Source organism: Celeribacter sp. SCSIO 80788, assembly GCF_051054295.1.
Lineage (GTDB): Bacteria > Pseudomonadota > Alphaproteobacteria > Rhodobacterales > Rhodobacteraceae > Celeribacter.
The window spans coordinates 1,094,786-1,110,351 of sequence record NZ_CP150482.1; the positions used below are offsets into that span (position 1 = coordinate 1,094,786).

The 15,566-nt window shown below is 64.2% G+C and carries 15 protein-coding genes; 5 read left to right on the forward strand and 10 right to left on the reverse strand.

Annotated elements, in window-relative coordinates:
• Positions 1–10 precede the first annotated feature (10 nt).
• From V1471_RS05625 to V1471_RS05655, 7 genes are all read right to left on the reverse strand, one after another.
• Positions 11–685 carry a methionine ABC transporter permease gene (locus V1471_RS05625; protein ID WP_434287370.1) on the reverse strand — a complete coding sequence of 225 codons (675 nt, stop codon included), beginning with the start codon at positions 683–685 and terminating at the stop codon, positions 11–13.
• The gene (locus V1471_RS05630) at positions 675–1,736 is read right to left on the reverse strand and encodes a methionine ABC transporter ATP-binding protein (RefSeq protein WP_434287371.1); all 1,062 of its coding nucleotides are present in this window, start codon (positions 1,734–1,736) and stop codon (positions 675–677) included. Before V1471_RS05630 ends, V1471_RS05625 begins: the two co-directional genes overlap by 11 nt.
• A gap of 242 nt (positions 1,737–1,978) precedes the next feature.
• Positions 1,979–3,256, reverse strand: coding sequence for an amidohydrolase family protein (locus V1471_RS05635; protein WP_434287372.1), 1,278 nt, complete (start codon positions 3,254–3,256; stop codon positions 1,979–1,981).
• Complete coding sequence (locus V1471_RS05640; RefSeq protein ID WP_434287374.1) at positions 3,256–4,200, reverse strand: ABC transporter permease; 945 nt, start codon at positions 4,198–4,200, stop codon at positions 3,256–3,258. Before V1471_RS05640 ends, V1471_RS05635 begins: the two co-directional genes overlap by 1 nt.
• Entirely contained in the window at positions 4,200–5,249 is a 1,050-nt protein-coding gene (locus V1471_RS05645) for an ABC transporter permease (protein WP_434287376.1), read from the reverse strand. Before V1471_RS05645 ends, V1471_RS05640 begins: the two co-directional genes overlap by 1 nt.
• Entirely contained in the window at positions 5,239–6,768 is a 1,530-nt protein-coding gene (locus V1471_RS05650; RefSeq protein ID WP_434287378.1) for an ABC transporter ATP-binding protein, read from the reverse strand. Before V1471_RS05650 ends, V1471_RS05645 begins: the two co-directional genes overlap by 11 nt.
• Positions 6,769–7,797, reverse strand: a complete 1,029-nt coding sequence (locus V1471_RS05655; RefSeq protein ID WP_434287379.1) for a BMP family protein — start codon at positions 7,795–7,797, stop codon at positions 6,769–6,771. It lies immediately after the preceding gene.
• A 394-nt stretch (positions 7,798–8,191) separates the two neighbouring features.
• Here V1471_RS05655 and V1471_RS05660 point away from each other — a divergent pair, with 394 nt between their 5' ends.
• The 5 genes from V1471_RS05660 (at position 8,192) to V1471_RS05680 (ending at position 12,755) form a co-directional block, all read left to right on the forward strand.
• Positions 8,192–9,376: an ABC transporter substrate-binding protein gene (locus V1471_RS05660; RefSeq protein WP_434287380.1), complete on the forward strand. Its 1,185-nt coding sequence runs from the start codon at positions 8,192–8,194 to the stop codon at positions 9,374–9,376.
• Between the two features lie 73 nt (positions 9,377–9,449).
• The gene (locus V1471_RS05665; RefSeq protein WP_434287381.1) at positions 9,450–10,319 is read left to right on the forward strand and encodes a branched-chain amino acid ABC transporter permease; all 870 of its coding nucleotides are present in this window, start codon (positions 9,450–9,452) and stop codon (positions 10,317–10,319) included.
• A gap of 4 nt (positions 10,320–10,323) precedes the next feature.
• Complete coding sequence (locus V1471_RS05670; RefSeq protein WP_434287382.1) at positions 10,324–11,328, forward strand: branched-chain amino acid ABC transporter permease; 1,005 nt, start codon at positions 10,324–10,326, stop codon at positions 11,326–11,328.
• Entirely contained in the window at positions 11,321–12,064 is a 744-nt protein-coding gene (locus tag V1471_RS05675) for an ABC transporter ATP-binding protein (protein WP_096804850.1), read from the forward strand. The genes V1471_RS05670 and V1471_RS05675 overlap by 8 nt, the downstream gene beginning before the upstream one ends.
• Entirely contained in the window at positions 12,057–12,755 is a 699-nt protein-coding gene (locus tag V1471_RS05680; RefSeq protein WP_434287383.1) for an ABC transporter ATP-binding protein, read from the forward strand. The genes V1471_RS05675 and V1471_RS05680 overlap by 8 nt, the downstream gene beginning before the upstream one ends.
• A gap of 23 nt (positions 12,756–12,778) precedes the next feature.
• On the opposite strand, the gene V1471_RS05685 is transcribed toward V1471_RS05680, so the two are convergent.
• The 3 genes from V1471_RS05685 to benC form a co-directional block, all read right to left on the reverse strand.
• The gene (locus V1471_RS05685; RefSeq protein WP_434287384.1) at positions 12,779–13,666 is read right to left on the reverse strand and encodes a LysR family transcriptional regulator; all 888 of its coding nucleotides are present in this window, start codon (positions 13,664–13,666) and stop codon (positions 12,779–12,781) included.
• Positions 13,667–13,749: 83 nt separating this feature from the next.
• Positions 13,750–14,538: a benzoate diol dehydrogenase BenD gene (gene benD, locus V1471_RS05690; RefSeq protein WP_434287385.1), complete on the reverse strand. Its 789-nt coding sequence runs from the start codon at positions 14,536–14,538 to the stop codon at positions 13,750–13,752.
• On the reverse strand, positions 14,535–15,563 hold the full coding sequence (gene benC / locus V1471_RS05695; protein ID WP_434287386.1) for a benzoate 1,2-dioxygenase electron transfer component BenC: 1,029 nt from the start codon (positions 15,561–15,563) through the stop codon (positions 14,535–14,537). Before benC ends, benD begins: the two co-directional genes overlap by 4 nt.
• Positions 15,564–15,566 lie beyond the last annotated feature (3 nt).

Below are 15,566 nucleotides of genomic sequence, written 5' to 3' on the forward strand. Positions count from 1 at the left end.
TATGTTGCGGTTATTGACCACGCCCCTTGGGCGCGCGTTTGTCCACTCTGGCGGCGATCCACTCTCCGAGGGATTGCACAAGCTGGACGAGGACGATGAGAATAATCACCACCACGGCCATGACATCGGGCATGAAGCGCTGATAGCCATAGCGAATACCGAGATCGCCGAGACCTTCGCCACCGACCGCGCCGACCATCGCCGAATAGCCGATGAGGCTCACGACCGCGAGCGTCAGGCCTAAGGTGATGGAGGGCAGCGCCTCGGGGATCAGCACCTTGCGGATGATCTGGAACGGAGTCGCCCCCATGGCGCGCGCCGCCTCGATCAGCCCCGCATCGACCTCGCGAATGGCGTTTTCCACCAGACGCGCGATGAAAGGGATGGCCGCGATGCTCAGCGGCACGATGGCCGCCGTGGTCCCGATCGAGGTCCCCGCCACCATGCGGGTGAAGGGAATGATCGCGACGACGAGAATGATGAAAGGCACCGAACGCGTGGCGTTCACGACGAGACCCAGCACCTTGTTCACCAGCGGCGCAGAGAGCAATTCGCCCTTTTGCGACACTGCAAGGTAGGTGCCCAAAGGCAGCCCGAACACGGTGCCGAGAAGGGCCGAGATCGCCACCATGTAAAGCGTTTGCCCGGTGGCCTCGATCAGAAGGGCGATGAGATTAGCCGACATAGCCGAGCACCTCCGTCAAAAGCTCATGACGTTCGAGATAGGCCCGCGCCTCCGCCCCGCGTTCGGCGGGCAGAGAGACCAGAAGATTGCCGAACGGATGCACGCCGATTTCCTCGACCGCACCGGCGAGGATATTGACCTCGACCCCGAGATCGCGGGTCAGAAGCGCCAGCATCGGATCGGTGGCGTGCTTGCCCGCAAAGGTGACGCGGATCACCTCTTGGCCGCCCGTCTCGGGCCGTGTCGCCTGCATCTCATGCTTGATGAAGGCCGGAAGCGTCACCCCCGTCACACCGGACAGGAACGACCGCGTCGTGGCATGTTGCGGCGCGGTGAAAACGTCATAGGTCGGCCCCGCCTCGACAATGCGCCCGCCGTCGATCACGGCGACATGGCTCGCGATGTCACGCACCACGGCCATTTCGTGGGTGATCAGCAAAACGGTCAAACCGAGATCGCGGTTGATGTCGCGCAAAAGCTCCAGAACCGTCTGGGTGGTTTCCGGATCGAGCGCCGAGGTGGCCTCGTCCGACAACAGAACCTTCGGCTCCGTCGCCAAGGCCCGCGCGATCCCGACACGTTGTTTCTGCCCGCCCGAAAGCTCCGCCGGATAACGATCCGCCTGCGCCGTCAGCCCGACGCGCTCGATCAGATCCGCCACACGCGGTTTGATTTTGTCAGACGCCACACCGGCGATTTCCAGCGGCAGGGCGATATTCCCGGCCACGGTGCGCGACGACAACAGGTTGAAATGCTGAAAAATCATCCCGACATCGCGCCGGATCGTCCGCAGGGCGGCCCCCTTGGCCGCACCGACATCCTGATCGCCGATCAACACACGACCGGAGGTCGGACGTTCCAGGCCGTTCACCATGCGCAACAATGTCGATTTGCCCGCACCGGACCGCCCGATGATCCCGGTGATCGCCCCCGGCTCAACGCGCAGAGAGACATCTTCGAGCGCGGACACAGTGCCGCCGCCGGGTTTCTTGAAGGCCTTGCCGACCGTATCGAATACGATCGATGCCGCCTGGCTTTTTCTGTCTGTCATGGTTCGGCCGATGTTACGAAGTCGTGCGGCCCCGTAGACAGCATCCGCCCGAAAGGTTCAAGGCCCCCTTCCCGCACAGAGGCCTTGCAGCACAAGGACAGGCATTGCCCTGAGCGCCTATGCCCCTCCGCATCGTCCCGACCTGTGGCTCCCCCGGGAAAACTGTCGTCCTGCGCCAGAGCCCCCGCGAATTTCGTTCTTTTCAGCACATCCAGACAGAACCGCCGCGTCGGCCCGTTCCCCTAGCGTTTCGGTGCCCGCCGCCGCACAGTTTCCGGACGCGACGGGATCGAAAGCGCCGCATCCTGACGCGGGGTCTTGGCAATCACCTTGCCCTTGGACACCACCGCCAGACGCGCAGGCCGCAGCCGCAGCGCATCCACCGGGTTATCCGCATCCAGCACCACCAGCGACGCCATCGCCCCCTTGCTGAGCCCGTACCCCTCGACCCCGATGATCGCGGCATTGGTCTCCGTCACCATGGTGAAACAGCGCGCCATTTCGTCCGGGTGGGTCATCTGCGCCACATGCATCCCCATGAAAGCCACGTCGAGCATGTCCGCCGTGCCCAGCGAATACCACGGATCGAGCACGCAATCCTGCCCCCAGCCGACGGCAATCCCCGCCGCCTGCATCTCCCGCACACGGGTTAGCCCGCGGCGTTTCGGGAAAGTGTCGTGACGCCCCTGAAGCACGATGTTGATCAGCGGGTTGGGGATCGCGGCGATCTGTGCCTCCGCCATCAACGGGATCAGTTTCGAGACGTAATAATTGTCCATCGAATGCATCGAGGTCAGATGCGAGCCGACCACCCGGCCCTGCAACCCCAGACGCGTCGTCTCATGCGCCAGCGTCTCGACATGGCGGCTCATCGAGTCGTCGGTTTCGTCGCAATGCAGATCGACCGGCAGGCCTCTCTCGGCGGCGATCTCGCAGAGATCGCGCACGCTCTCGGCCCCCGCCTGCATGGTGCGTTCGAAATGCGGGATGCCACCGACCACATCGACGCCCATATCGAGCGCGCGGATCAGGTTTTCCCGGCCGTTCGGAGCCCGATACAGCCCATCCTGCGGAAAGGCCACGAGTTGCAGGTCGATGTAGCCTTTGACCTTCTCCTTCACCTCCAGCATCGCGGTGACGGTGTTGAGATGATCGGGCGTCGTGTCGACATGGCTGCGGATCGCCAGAAGGCCCATGGAGGCGGCCCAGTCGCAATATTGCAGCGCGCGCTCAACCATCTCCTCGACCGTCGCGATCTCCCGCAGCTCGCCCCAAAGCGAAATCCCCTCCAGGAGCGTGCCGGAGGCGTTGAGGCGCGGCAGACCGTAGGACAGGGTCGCGTCGAGGTGAAAATGCGGATCGACAAAAGGCGGCGCGACCAGATCGCCCGTGGCGTCGATCACCTCGCGCGCCTCGGCGTCGATCCGGGGCGCGATCTCGGCGATCTTGTCGCCCAGAATGGCGATGTCCGCGACGGTTCCATCCGGCAAGGTGCCGCCTTTGACGAGCAGGTCGAACATCATCTCTCTCCTTTGTTGAACGGCACCATCAGGGCCGCCGGAACTTCGGCCCGGCGCGACATCAGGACGAGCGCCAGGATCGACAGCACATAGGGCATCATCAGGAAGACCTGATAGGGTACGATCGCGCCCACGCCCGTCTGTTGCAACCGGATTTGCAGCGCGTCGAACGCCGCAAACAGGATCGCGCCCAGCATCGCCTTGCCGGGTTTCCATGCGCCGAAGACCACCAAAGCGATGCAGATCCAGCCGCGCCCGCCAACCATTTCGAAAAAGAAACTGTCAAAGGCGGACATGGTCAGAAACGCGCCGCCGACCGCCATCAAGCCGCTGCCAACGACCACCGCCCCCATGCGGATCAGCGTCACCGAGAGGCCTTGCGCCGCCACGGCCGAGGGGCTTTCCCCGGCGGCGCGCACCGCCAGACCCAAGGGCGTGCGGTAGAGGACAAAGGCGGTCAGCGCGACGGTCAGGAAGGCCGCATAGGTCAGGGGCGTCTGATTAAAAAGCGCCTGCCCCAAAAGCGGAATATCGGACAGGAGCGGGATTTCGACCGGCTGAAACGCGGTGATTTTCGGCGGCGAAGAGACCTCCGGCAGGGCGACGCGATAGGTGAAAAACGTGGTCGAGGTGGCAAACAGCGTGACACCGACGCCGACCACATGCTGCGACAGTCCGAAAGGCACGGAGAGCACCGCGTGCAATAGGCCAAAGACCATGCCCACCAGAAGCGCCACGCCCACTCCTGCCCAAAGCGGCAGGCCGGAGAGCACGGCAAACCAACCCGCAAAGGCGCCCGCGACCATGATGCCCTCGATCCCGAGGTTCAGAACGCCGGCGCGCTCACAGATCAGCTCGCCCATGGTGGCGAAAATCAGCGGCGAGGCAATGCGGATCGCAGCGGCCCAGAACGACACGGACAGCAGAATGTCGATGATCTCCATCAGTCCCTCCTGATCCGGAATTTGGTAAACAGGATCGCCAGCACCATCATCAAAAGCGCCGAGGCCAGCATGATATCCGCCAGATAGGTCGGCACCCCGATGGCCCGGCTCATACTGTCGGCGCCAACGAAAATCGCCGCCACAAAAAGCGCCGCCGCCACCACGCCCAAAGGGTTCAGAAGCGCCAGCATCGCGACGACGATGCCGGTGTAGCCAAAGCCCGGGCTGAGATCGAGCGTCAGGGAGCCTTTGAGCCCCGCCACTTCCGAAAACCCGCCGAGGGCCGCCAATCCGCCCGAGAGAAGCGCGGTTTTGAGGATCACTTTCGTCACCGGAATGCCCGCAAACCGCGCCGCTTCGACATTCTGGCCGACCGCGCGCATCTCGAATCCGAGCGTGGTTTTGCGGTCGATCACATAGAGCGCCACGGCACAGATCAGCGCCAGCGCAAAGCCCCAATGCAGCCGCAGCCCCTCGACGATGCGCGGCAGGCGGGCTTCGGGAATGAGGCGGGCGGATTTCGGCCAGCCCATGCCCATCGGGTCCTTCAGCGGGCCTTCGAGCAGGTAGGAGACGAAGAGCAGAAAGATGAAGTTGAACAGCAGCGTCGTCACCACCTCATCGACCTTGAACCGGGTTTTCAGAAGCGCCGGGATCAGGAGGATGAAGGCCCCCGCGAGCGCCGAGGTGATGGCGAGGATGGGCAAAAGAAAGACCGAACTCAGCCCGATCGCGCCCGCGCCAAGCGCCGCCGTCACGACGGCCCCGGCATAAAACTGCGCCTCCGCCCCGATGTTCCACAGCTTGGCGCGAAACGCGACGGCCACGGCAAGCCCGGTGAAAATCAGCGGCGTGGCGCGGTTGAGCGTTTCGAGAAGCGCGAATTTCGACCCGAACGCGCCTTTGAAGATCAGACCGAAGACGGCAAACGGATCGCCGCCTGCGACCAGCGCCAAAACCGCCGCCACAACGAAGGACGCAAGGATCGCCAGAACGGGCGGCAGAAGCTTGCGCGCCGGGCCTGCGTTGGACATGGGTTCAAGCCGCATGGCTGCCCTCCCCATCTCCCGCCATCCACTTGCCAAGCTCCGCGACCGTCACACTGCCACGCGCAAAGGCGGGGCTGAGACGGCCTTCGGAGATGACGTGAATGCGGTCCGACAGCGTCATGATCTCTTCGAGGTCCTCGGAGATCAACAACACCGCCGCCCCGGATTCGCGCGCCGCCGCCAGACGGCCATGGACATAGTTCACCGCCCCGATATCGAGCCCGCGCACCGGTTGGTTGGCGAGGATGATCTTCGGCGCTTCTTCCAGAACCCGCCCGAGAATGAGCTTTTGCATATTGCCGCCGGACAGGAGGCGGATGCGCGTCTGAGGCCCCGGACAGCGCACGTCATAGGTCGCGATCAGATGCTCGGCCGCAGCGCGCGCCCTGCCCCAGTTCATCCAGCCCTTGCGGGAAAATTTCGTCGCATAGGTCTCAAGGATCGCATTCTCCGTCAGGTCGAAATCGGCAATCGACCCGGTCGTGTGGCGGTCCTCGGGGATGCGCCCGACGCCCATCTCAAGTGCGGCGCGCGGCGTCCAGTGCGCGGGCGTCTGGCCCAGAACGGTGAAGGCCCCGGAGCGCACTGGGTTCAGCCCGGAGATCAGATCGAACAGCGCCGCCTGCCCGTTGCCGGACACGCCCGCAAGCCCGGTGATCTGACCGGCGGGCAGATCGAGCGTCACGCCATTGAGCCCCTCGGCATGGACATCGCGCAGCGACAAAAGCGCCGGTCCCGCAGGCATCGCCGGAATATCGGGGGCGGTCACTTCGCTGCCGACCATGAGCGCGGCAAGCTCTTCGCGACTGGTGTCCGTGACGGCCCGTTCCGCAACCAGACGGCCATGGCGCAAGACCAGCACCCGATGCGAGATCGCCATGACCTCATGCAGCTTATGCGAGATGAAAATGATCGACAGCCCGAGCGCCACCGCCTCGCGCAGCGTCGCAAAAAGATCGTCGGTCTCCTGCGGCGTCAGAACGGCGGTGGGTTCGTCGAGGATGAGAATGCGGGAATCGCGATAGAGCGCCTTGAGGATCTCAACACGCTGCCGCTCCCCCACGGTCAGCTTGCCGACCTTGGCATTCGGGTCGACCTTGAGATGGAATTTCTGCGCCAGAGCGGTGATCCTGGCACGCACCGCCGCAGGCGACAGGCTGAGCTTGCCCAGAGGTTGCGTGCCGAGCGCGATATTTTCCCAAACCGTCAGGTTCCCCGCCAGCGTGAAATGCTGATGCACCATGCCGACGCCCGCCGACAAGGCCGCGCGCGGGTTGCCGCGCGGCAGGGTCTCGCCAAACACCTCGACGCTGCCCTCGTCGGGCGCGTATTGCCCGAAAAGGATGTTCATCAGCGTGGTTTTGCCCGCGCCGTTCTCCCCCAAAAGCGCAATCACCTCGCCCGGCGAAAGGGCAAAGCTCACATCTTCATTGGCGGACACAGCACCGAAGCGCTTGGTGATCCCGGTCATCCGCAGGACAGGTTCGCCCTGCCCTGCGTTCGTCTCATGGGCTTGCATTTACGCAGACTTCGGCTCTTCGTCGTTGATCTCAACGGTGAATGCGCCGGATTTGATCTCCGCCATGCGCGCAGCCACGAGATCGAGCGCCTCCTGCGGGATTTTGCCCTCGAACGTGCCATAGGGGGCCAGCGAACAACCGCCCTCTTTCATGAAGGAGTAGAGCCCGTAATCCGCGGCGGTGAATTCACCGGTTTTGACCTTGGCAATGGCCGCATCCAACGTCGGCTCGAAATGCCAGAGCGCTGAGGCGACCACGGTCTCGGGGTAGTCGGCCTGGGTGTCGATCACATTGCCGATCGCCAGAACGCCCTTTTCCTTCGCCGCATCCGAGACACCGAAGCGCTCGGCGTAGAGCATGTCCGACCCGTTGTCGATCATCGCATAGGCGGTTTCTTTCGCCTTGGGCGGATCGAACCAGCTGCCGATGAAGGACACCTGGAATTTCATCTCCGGGTTCATCTCCTTGGCACCCGCCATAAAGGCGTTCATCAGACGGTTGACCTCCGGGATCGGGAAGCCGCCGACCATGCCGATATTGCCGGATTTGGACATCGCCCCCGCGATGATGCCCGAGAGGTAGGACGCGTCCTGAATGTAGTTGTCGAACACCGACAGGTTCGGCACGCCCGCGTCTTCCTTGAAAGACGAGCCCATCAGGAAGGCGGTGTCCGGATAATCGGCGGCCACTTCGCGGGCCTCCTGCTCAACGCCGAAAATCTCGCCGACGATCAGATCGTAGCCCTGTTCGGCATATTCGCGCATGACGCGCGGATAGTCGGTGTTGGCGGTGTTTTCCGAATAGGTGTATTCGATATCGCCGCGCGCCTGCGCCGCGACGGCGGCGACATGGATGCGGCTCACCCATTGCTGTTCGACCGGCACGGTATAGATCCCCGCCACTTTCAGAGGCCCGTCCCCCGCCGCCAACGCGGCCTTGGCAAACGGCGTGGTCAAAAGCGCACCCGCCGCACTCGCCTTCAGAAAGCTGCGCCGGGACTGGCTCAGGCGCGTCATGTCTTTGGTCATATCTTGATCCCCTGTTGCTTGTTCGCATGCACGAACTTTTATGGCGTTCGTCTGGGCGAACTCTTGGCCCGCATCGCGCTCCCGCGATGCGAAACTTGGACCAATTGATTTATTTTTTGCCGAAGCTGTCAACGCTCGCCCGCCCTTCCGGCGCCGGGCCGTGGGCCGTTCACATCCGCCGCCTAAAAATGAGGCTGTCGCAACCCACCCGTCGCAACAAAAACGATATTGTTCGATACCCAAACCTTTCTCGACTTGAAGGCCCGCTGCGCACAGTCTGATCGGAAGCTGTCTCGGACCGGATACGTCCCGCCGGGATCGCACGCACCAAGGCGGGCCGCTGTGGCCGCCGCCCGAACCCGGGGAGGGGTTCGGGGATACAGGGAGGAATATCATGAAAACCACCGTTCTGGCGGCCCTCGGGTTCGCCACCGCATTGAGCATGCCTGCAAGCGCCCCCGCAAACGCAGAAGAGATTAAAGTCGGGCTTTTGCTACCCTATTCCGGCGTCTATGCCGCGCTCAGCAATGACATCGAGGCCGGGTTCGAACTGGCGATCGAGGAATACGGCTCCGAGACCGACGCCACATTTGCGCTCCTGCGCGAGGACACAGAGGTCAAACCGCCCGTCGCGCTCGCCAAGGCCAAGAAACTCATCCTTCAGGACAAGGTCGACGTGATGGCGGGCATCGTCAGCTCCGGCGTCTTGGGCGCGGTGCGCGATCTGATCGACGGTGCGGGCGTGCCGCTCATTGTCGCCAATGCCGGCAATGACGAGGCCACCGGCGCGCAGTGCTCGCCCTTCATCACCCGCATGTCCTTCTCCAACGGTCAGGTGAACCGCCCGATGGGGCCGTGGATGGTCGAGCAAGGCCTGACCAAGGTCTTCACCCTGGCCCCCGATTACGCCGCAGGCCGTCAGATGATCGACAGCTTCGCCGAGACCTTCACCGCCGCCGGGGGCGAGATCGTCGGGCAGGAATTCACCCCCTTCCAGAAGACGCAGGATTTCGGACCCTTCCTCGCCAAGGCCAAGGCCAGCGGCGCGCAGGCGGTCTATGTGTTCTACGCGGGCGGCGAGGCGATTTCCTTCGTCAAGCAATATGACAGCTTCGGCCTCAAAGCCGACCTGCCGCTCTATGGCTCGGGCTTCCTGACCTCGCCGCTCTACGTCAACGCCGAAGGCCCCGCCGCCGAAGGTGTGATCACGGCGCTGCATTACGTGCCGACCATCGACAACCCCGAAAACGCCGCCTTCGTCACCGCGTTTGAGGCGAAAACCGGTCGCACGCCGTCGGAATACGCCGTGCAGGGCTTCGACGCCGCCCGTGCCCTCATCGAGGCCACCAAGACCGGCGCCATGGATCGCGACAGCCTCGCCAATGCCCTGCGTCAGGTGCATTTCGACGGCCCGCGCGGCACGTTGTCGATTGACCCGGCCACCAACAACATCGTTCAGCCGATCTATGTCTATGAGACCGTCGCAGGCGATGCGGGCCTGACCCAGAAAGTTCTGGCCACCCTGCCCGCGACGCCCGATCCGGTCAACGGCTGCGCCATGGCACCCGTCTCGAACTAAGCCCGTCTCGAACTGACCTCCCAGCCCGGCCGGGGCACACTCCCCGGCCGGGCATTAGGCAAAGGACCCCACCATGTCTCTCGACCCCGGTTTCTGGGCGTTGCAGACGCTCAATGCGTTGCAGCTTTCCATGCTCCTGTTCCTTCTCTCCATCGGCCTCACGGTGATTTTCGGCCTGATGCATTTCGTCAACCTCGCCCATGGCTCGCTCTATGCGCTGGGCGCCTATGTCGCCGCAGCCGCCGCCACCGTGGGCGGGTACTGGACCGGGTTCTTTCTGGCCCCCGTCGCGGTCGCGGGCATGGGCATTCTGCTCTATGGCGGGCTGATCAAACGGATGCGCAAAAGCGGGCCGATGGCGCAGGTTCTGGTGACCTTCGGGCTGATCTTCGCGCTGCTCGATCTGACGCGGATCGTCTGGGGCGACATCGCGCTGGCCATCGAAGTGCCGCCGCTGCTCTCGGGTCGCGTCTCGCTCTTCGGCATCGACTACCCGGTCTATCGCCTGTTCATCATCGCGCTGGGGCTTGCGATCTTCGCCGCCCTCGCCATGGTCCTCAAACGCACCCAGATCGGTGCAATGATCCGCGCGGGCGTCGACAATGACGCCATGGCCGCCTGCCTCGGCATCAATGTCGAGCGCCTGTTTTTCATCGTTTTCTGCGTCGGTTGCGCGCTGGCGGGGCTGGCGGGCGCTGTGGCCGCGCCGCTTCTGAGCGTCACCCCCGACATGGGGCTTCAGATCCTGATCCCGACGCTCATCGTCATCGTCATCGGCGGGCTCGGTTCTCTGCAAGGTGCCATCGCGGGTTCGCTCATTTTCGGCTTCGTCCAGACCTTCGGCGCCGTTCTGGCCCCCCAGCTCGCCTCCGTTCTCATCTACGCGCTTCTGGCGGCGGTCCTCGTGATCCGTCCCATGGGCCTCTTCCCGGCGAAAGGCTGATCCGATGTTCCAACACAGCGCCCTGCGCTACACCGCTCTCATCCTTCTGGCCGTGGGCGCCTTCGCCCAAGCCGTCACCGCCGGCTATTTCGGCCTCGAAGTCCTGACCGAAATCCTGCTCCTCGCCATGCTGGTCCTCGCGCTCGACATGGTCGCGGGCTTTGGTGGCATGGTGTCACTGTGCCACGGCGCGCTGATGGGCGTCGGCGCTTATGCCTACGCCATTCTCACCACCAAGGCGGGCCTCGCGCCACCCGTGGCCTTGGGCGGCGCGATCGCCGTCACCGGAGCCGCCGCTTGGGTGATCGGCGCGATCGGCGCGCGCGCCCATGGCATTTATTTCATCATGGCGACGCTGGCCTTCGGGCAAATGGCCTATTCCTACCTGTTCGAAGCACCGTTCTTTGGCGGCGACGACGGCATGGGCGGCATTCCCCGGATCGACCTGTCGCTCATCGGTCTCGATCTGAACGACAGCCGCAGCTTTGCGCTCTTCTGCCTCGCGCTTCTGGGCGCGGCCTATGGCGCGGCGGTGTTGATCCTGCGCTCGGGGCTGGGACGGTCTCTGACTGGCGTCATGCACAACGAACAGCGGATGCGTGCGCTCGGGCTGACCGTCTGGCGCGTCAAGGCCGATGTCTTCGGCCTCTCCGGCATGATCGCAGGCCTCGCTGGCGCGCTCGCGGCCCAGCATGTCATGTATATCTCGCCCGGCCTCTTGGCCTGGACCGTCTCCGGCGAAGCGCTGGTCGTCGTCATCCTCGGGGGCCTCGGCACGCTTGTCGGCCCGATGATCGGGGCTGCCGCCTTCGTCATCCTGAAACACGAGGTCAGCAATGTCACCAGCCACTGGCATCTCGTCGTCGGTGTCCTGCTGATCGCCGTGGTGATGAGCCGTGCCAATGGCCTCTTCGGCTGGATCGAAGCCCGCTGGGGCGCGCGGCTGGAGCGCCGCCTCTCCGATATGACCCGCAAATCCGATGCAGAGGAGATCACCACCGATGCTTGAGACCCGCAATCTCGACAAAAGCTTCGGCGCCGTTCACGTCACCCGGAACGTCTCGCTGAAACTCGAACGCGGCGAGCGCCGTGTCATCCTTGGCCCCAATGGCGCGGGCAAAACCACGCTGTTCAACCTTCTGGTCGGCGAACTGACCCCCAGCAGCGGGTCGGTTCTGCTGGCGGGCGAGGACGTCACCGCGCTTCCTGTCGCGAAACGCGCCCGCCGGGGCCTGTCGCGGAGCTATCAGAAGAACACGCTGTTCGACGGGCTGACGGTCGAGGAAAACCTCGGCCTCGCCGCCGCGATCCACACCGGCGCGGGGACGCGGCTTTGGGGCGACAGCCTCGCCACGCCTGAGGTGCGCGAGATCGTTGCCGAAGTGGCCGAACAGGTGCGCCTTATGCCCTATCTGCATGCGAAGGTCTCGGAAGTCAGCTATGGCGTCAGGCGGCAATTGGAGGTGGGGGTTGCGCTCGCCACCCGGCCCCTCGTCTTGCTGATGGACGAACCCACAAGCGGCGTCGGCCCGGAAATGGCCAAGGGGTTTCACGATCTGCTCAATGACCTGCCGCGCGATCTGACGCTTTTGATCATCGAACATGACATGGATCTGGCCTTTGACGTGGCCGATACGATCACCGTTCTGAACTACGGCGAGGTGGTGTTCGACGGGCTGCCGGAAGAAGCGCGCGGGTCGAAACTTTTGAAAGAGATTTATCTGGGGAGCTGGGAAGATGCTTGATCTCACATCCGTCGCCTCCGGTTACGGCGAAACGCAGGTGTTGCATGGGCTGTCCTTGCGCGCCGAACAGGGCCGGGTTCTGGCCGTTCTGGGGCGCAACGGCGCGGGCAAATCGACCACGCTCAAGACCATCATGGGGCTTTTACCGACCCGCGCGGGCACGATCACCCTCGACGGCCAGCCGATGGGCAAGACGCCCTATGACATCGCCCGCATGGGCATCGCCTATGTGCCGGAAACCCGCGACATCTTCCCGTCGCTCTCCGTGCGCGAGAACCTTGAGATCACCGCCAAACGCTTTGGCGACAGCGACAGCCCATGGACCATGGCCCGCGTGCTCGATCTCTTCCCGCGCCTCGGCGAGCGGATGGAGAACGGCGGCACGCAGCTCTCGGGCGGCGAACAGCAGATGCTCGCCATCGCCCGTGCGCTTTTGATGAACCCGCGGCTCTTGATCCTCGATGAGCCGACCGAAGGCCTCGCGCCGATCATCGTCAAGCTCATTCACGACAAGCTCATGGAGCTGAAACACGAAGGCCTCTCGATGATCCTCGTCGAACAGAATTTCGGCTTTGCCACTTCGCTTGCCGACGACGTGGTCGTGGTCAGCAAGGGACAGGTGGTCTGGACCGGCAGCGCAAGCGAGATCCGCAAAGACGAAGACGCCCAGCACAGATGGCTGGGCGTGTGACAGAGAAGCGCAGGACGGGCGGTTCAGCTCGTCTTGCGCGCCACCATCTGGGCGATGCGTTTGAAATTGCAGACATGCACCCCCTGCTCGTCGATCCGCGCATTGAGCGCCAGAGTCGTCACCCCCAGCGGTTTGCGGATGGTTTTGAACCGAACGCCATTGCGCTCGGCGGTGCCGACCGAGGCGGGCACGATGCAAATCCCCTCGCCGATCGCCACGAGGCTGAGGGCTGTCTGGATGTCCATCGTCCAAACCCGGCGCGAGGTGTCGAGCCCCTGCGCCTCGCAATAATCGAGCACAAGATCGGCATAGCTCGGGCGTGGATATTCCGGGTAGAGGATGTAATTCGGTCGGCCGAGCTGCGCCAGATCGACGCTGCGCCCGCCGGTGTCGAGCGTATCCGGCACCGCCGCGATCAGATCCTCCTCCGTGAGATTGCGCGTCAGAATATCGCTGTCCTGAAGCGCCGGACGGGTCAGCGCCACGTCGATCTCGCGCGTCACCAGCGCCCGGTGCAGTTTCGCATTGTTCATCGGAATGAGGCTCAGATTCACATCCGGATAGGCCGCGCGGTAGGATTTCAGGATATTGGGCAGGATGCCAAAGGTCGCCGAGCCGACAAACCCCACGCGCAGCCGCCCCTCCGCCCCCTGCCCGAGCCGCTTGACCTCAAGCCGCGTGTCGTTGAGCTGCTCCATGATCGATTGGGCACGTTCCAAAAGCCGCTCGCCCGCCTGGGTCAGGCAGGTCGCGTTGCGCGAGCGGTTGATCAGCACCGCGCCGAGGCTTTCCTCCAGAAGTTTGATCTGACGGCTCAAGGGCGGTTGCGCCATGTCGAGCCGTTCCGCCGCGCGTCCGAAATGCAATTCCTCGGCGACGGCGATGAAATAGGTGAGTTGCTTGAAGTTCATCCGGGCCTCCCTTCCCTCTGAACATGTCTGGCGACCGGCCCCGCGGGTGCGAGGCCGGTTGTCTCAATCATGGAGGCTCTGGCTCAACCGGTATCGCCCCCCGCGACCATAAGCGTCGAAGCGGTGATATAGCCCGCGTCCTCGGAGGCCAGAAACAGGATCGGCGCGATCTGCTCATCGAGCGTGCCGTAGCGCTTCATCATGGTGGAGCCGGTGACCTGTTCGACGGCCTCGGCCATCCACGCCTGTTCCGCCGCACTGTCTCCCGCCGCATTGCGCGGCACCCGGCGCGGCGGCGCTTCTGTGCCGCCCGGCGCGCTGGCCACCACGCGGATGTTCTCCTCCGCCAGCTCCATCGCGAGCGATGCCGTCAGGGCGTTAACCCCGCCCTTCGCCGCCGAGTAAGGCACGCGGTGGATGCCGCGCGTCGCGTTGGAGGAGACATTGACGATCACACCGCCGCCCCGCGCCCGGAGTGGCGGCAAAACCGCATGGCAGGCCCAGAGCGTCGGCATCAAGGATCGCTGAATCTCCGCCGAGATCTGCTCCGGCTCGAACGCCCCGAAGGGCCGCATGCGGATCGCGCCACCGACGCCGGTGATCAGGATATCGATCCCGCCAAAGGCCTTGATCGCCGCCGCCATGACGGCCTTAGCACCCGCATAGCTCTCCAGATCGGCCACCACGGATATGGCGCGCCCCGGCCCCGAAGCGGCGATCTCATCGGCCACCTCGGCCACGAACTCCGCCCGGTCGGCCAGGACCACATCCGCCCCCTCGGCACAGGCCCGGGCGGCGACGCCCCGACCGATGCCTTGAGCCGCGCCGGTGATGACCATGACCTTGCCCGCAAACCTGCCGGGGCAGATCATGCCGCCTCCTCCGCCGCATTCGGGGTGAATTTCTCGTAATGGAAACTGGCGGGCGTGACGCCCTTGTCCTTGAGAAATCCGCGCACCGCCTCGACCATCGGCGGCGGGCCGCAGAGGTAGAGGTCGATCTCGCCGTGGTTGAGCTGCGCGTCGCTCAGATGGTGCGTGACATAGCCCTTGAGCGGATGGCTACTGGCCGCATCCGCCACGGTCGCGGCCCATGTGAGATTGGGCAAACGCGCCGCCAGCGCCTCGATCCGGGCCGTTTCGACCAGATCGCTGTCCGAGGTCACGCCATAGATCAGATGCACCGGCGTCTCCGTCTCGCCCCTGGTCGCCATGACCTCCAGCATCGACAGCAGAGGCGCAAGCCCCGTGCCGCCCGCCAGCATCACCACCGGGCGCTTGCGTTCGCGCAGGAAGAAACTGCCGAACGGGCCGGTGAACTCCAGCGTATCGCAAGGTTTCGCGACCTCGGTCAGATAGCGGCTCATCGCCCCGCCCGGCACGTTGCGAATGAGGAACATCGCCTCATCCGCCCCCGGCGCCGAGCTGAAGGAATAGGAGCGCGTCACGCCCAGCCCCGGCACGGCAATATTGACGTATTGACCGGGCAGGAAATCGAGCGCCTCCGGGTTCGGCAGCGTCACCCCCAACACGATCGTGCTGGGAGAGACCTGTTCGAGCGTGGTGATCTCGCCCGAGAAGACCGACGGCCCGAGCTTGCAGCTTGACGACGGCACCGGCACGGAGACCACGCAGTCGCTTTCCGGCACCATCTGGCACGAGAGGACCAGCCCTTCGGCTGCTTCCTCGTCCGAAAGCGCCTCTTCGAGATAGTCGTCGCCCATGTCAAAGGCGCCTTCCTCGCAGCGGCATTTGCAGGTGCCACAGACCCCGTCGGAGCAATCCACCGGCAGGTTCACCTTTTGCCGGTAAGCCGCGTCCATCACGGTTTCCATCGGGTTGCAGTCGATCACACGGGTCACCCCGTCCTCGAAATTGAGGGCAATGCGATAGCTCATGTC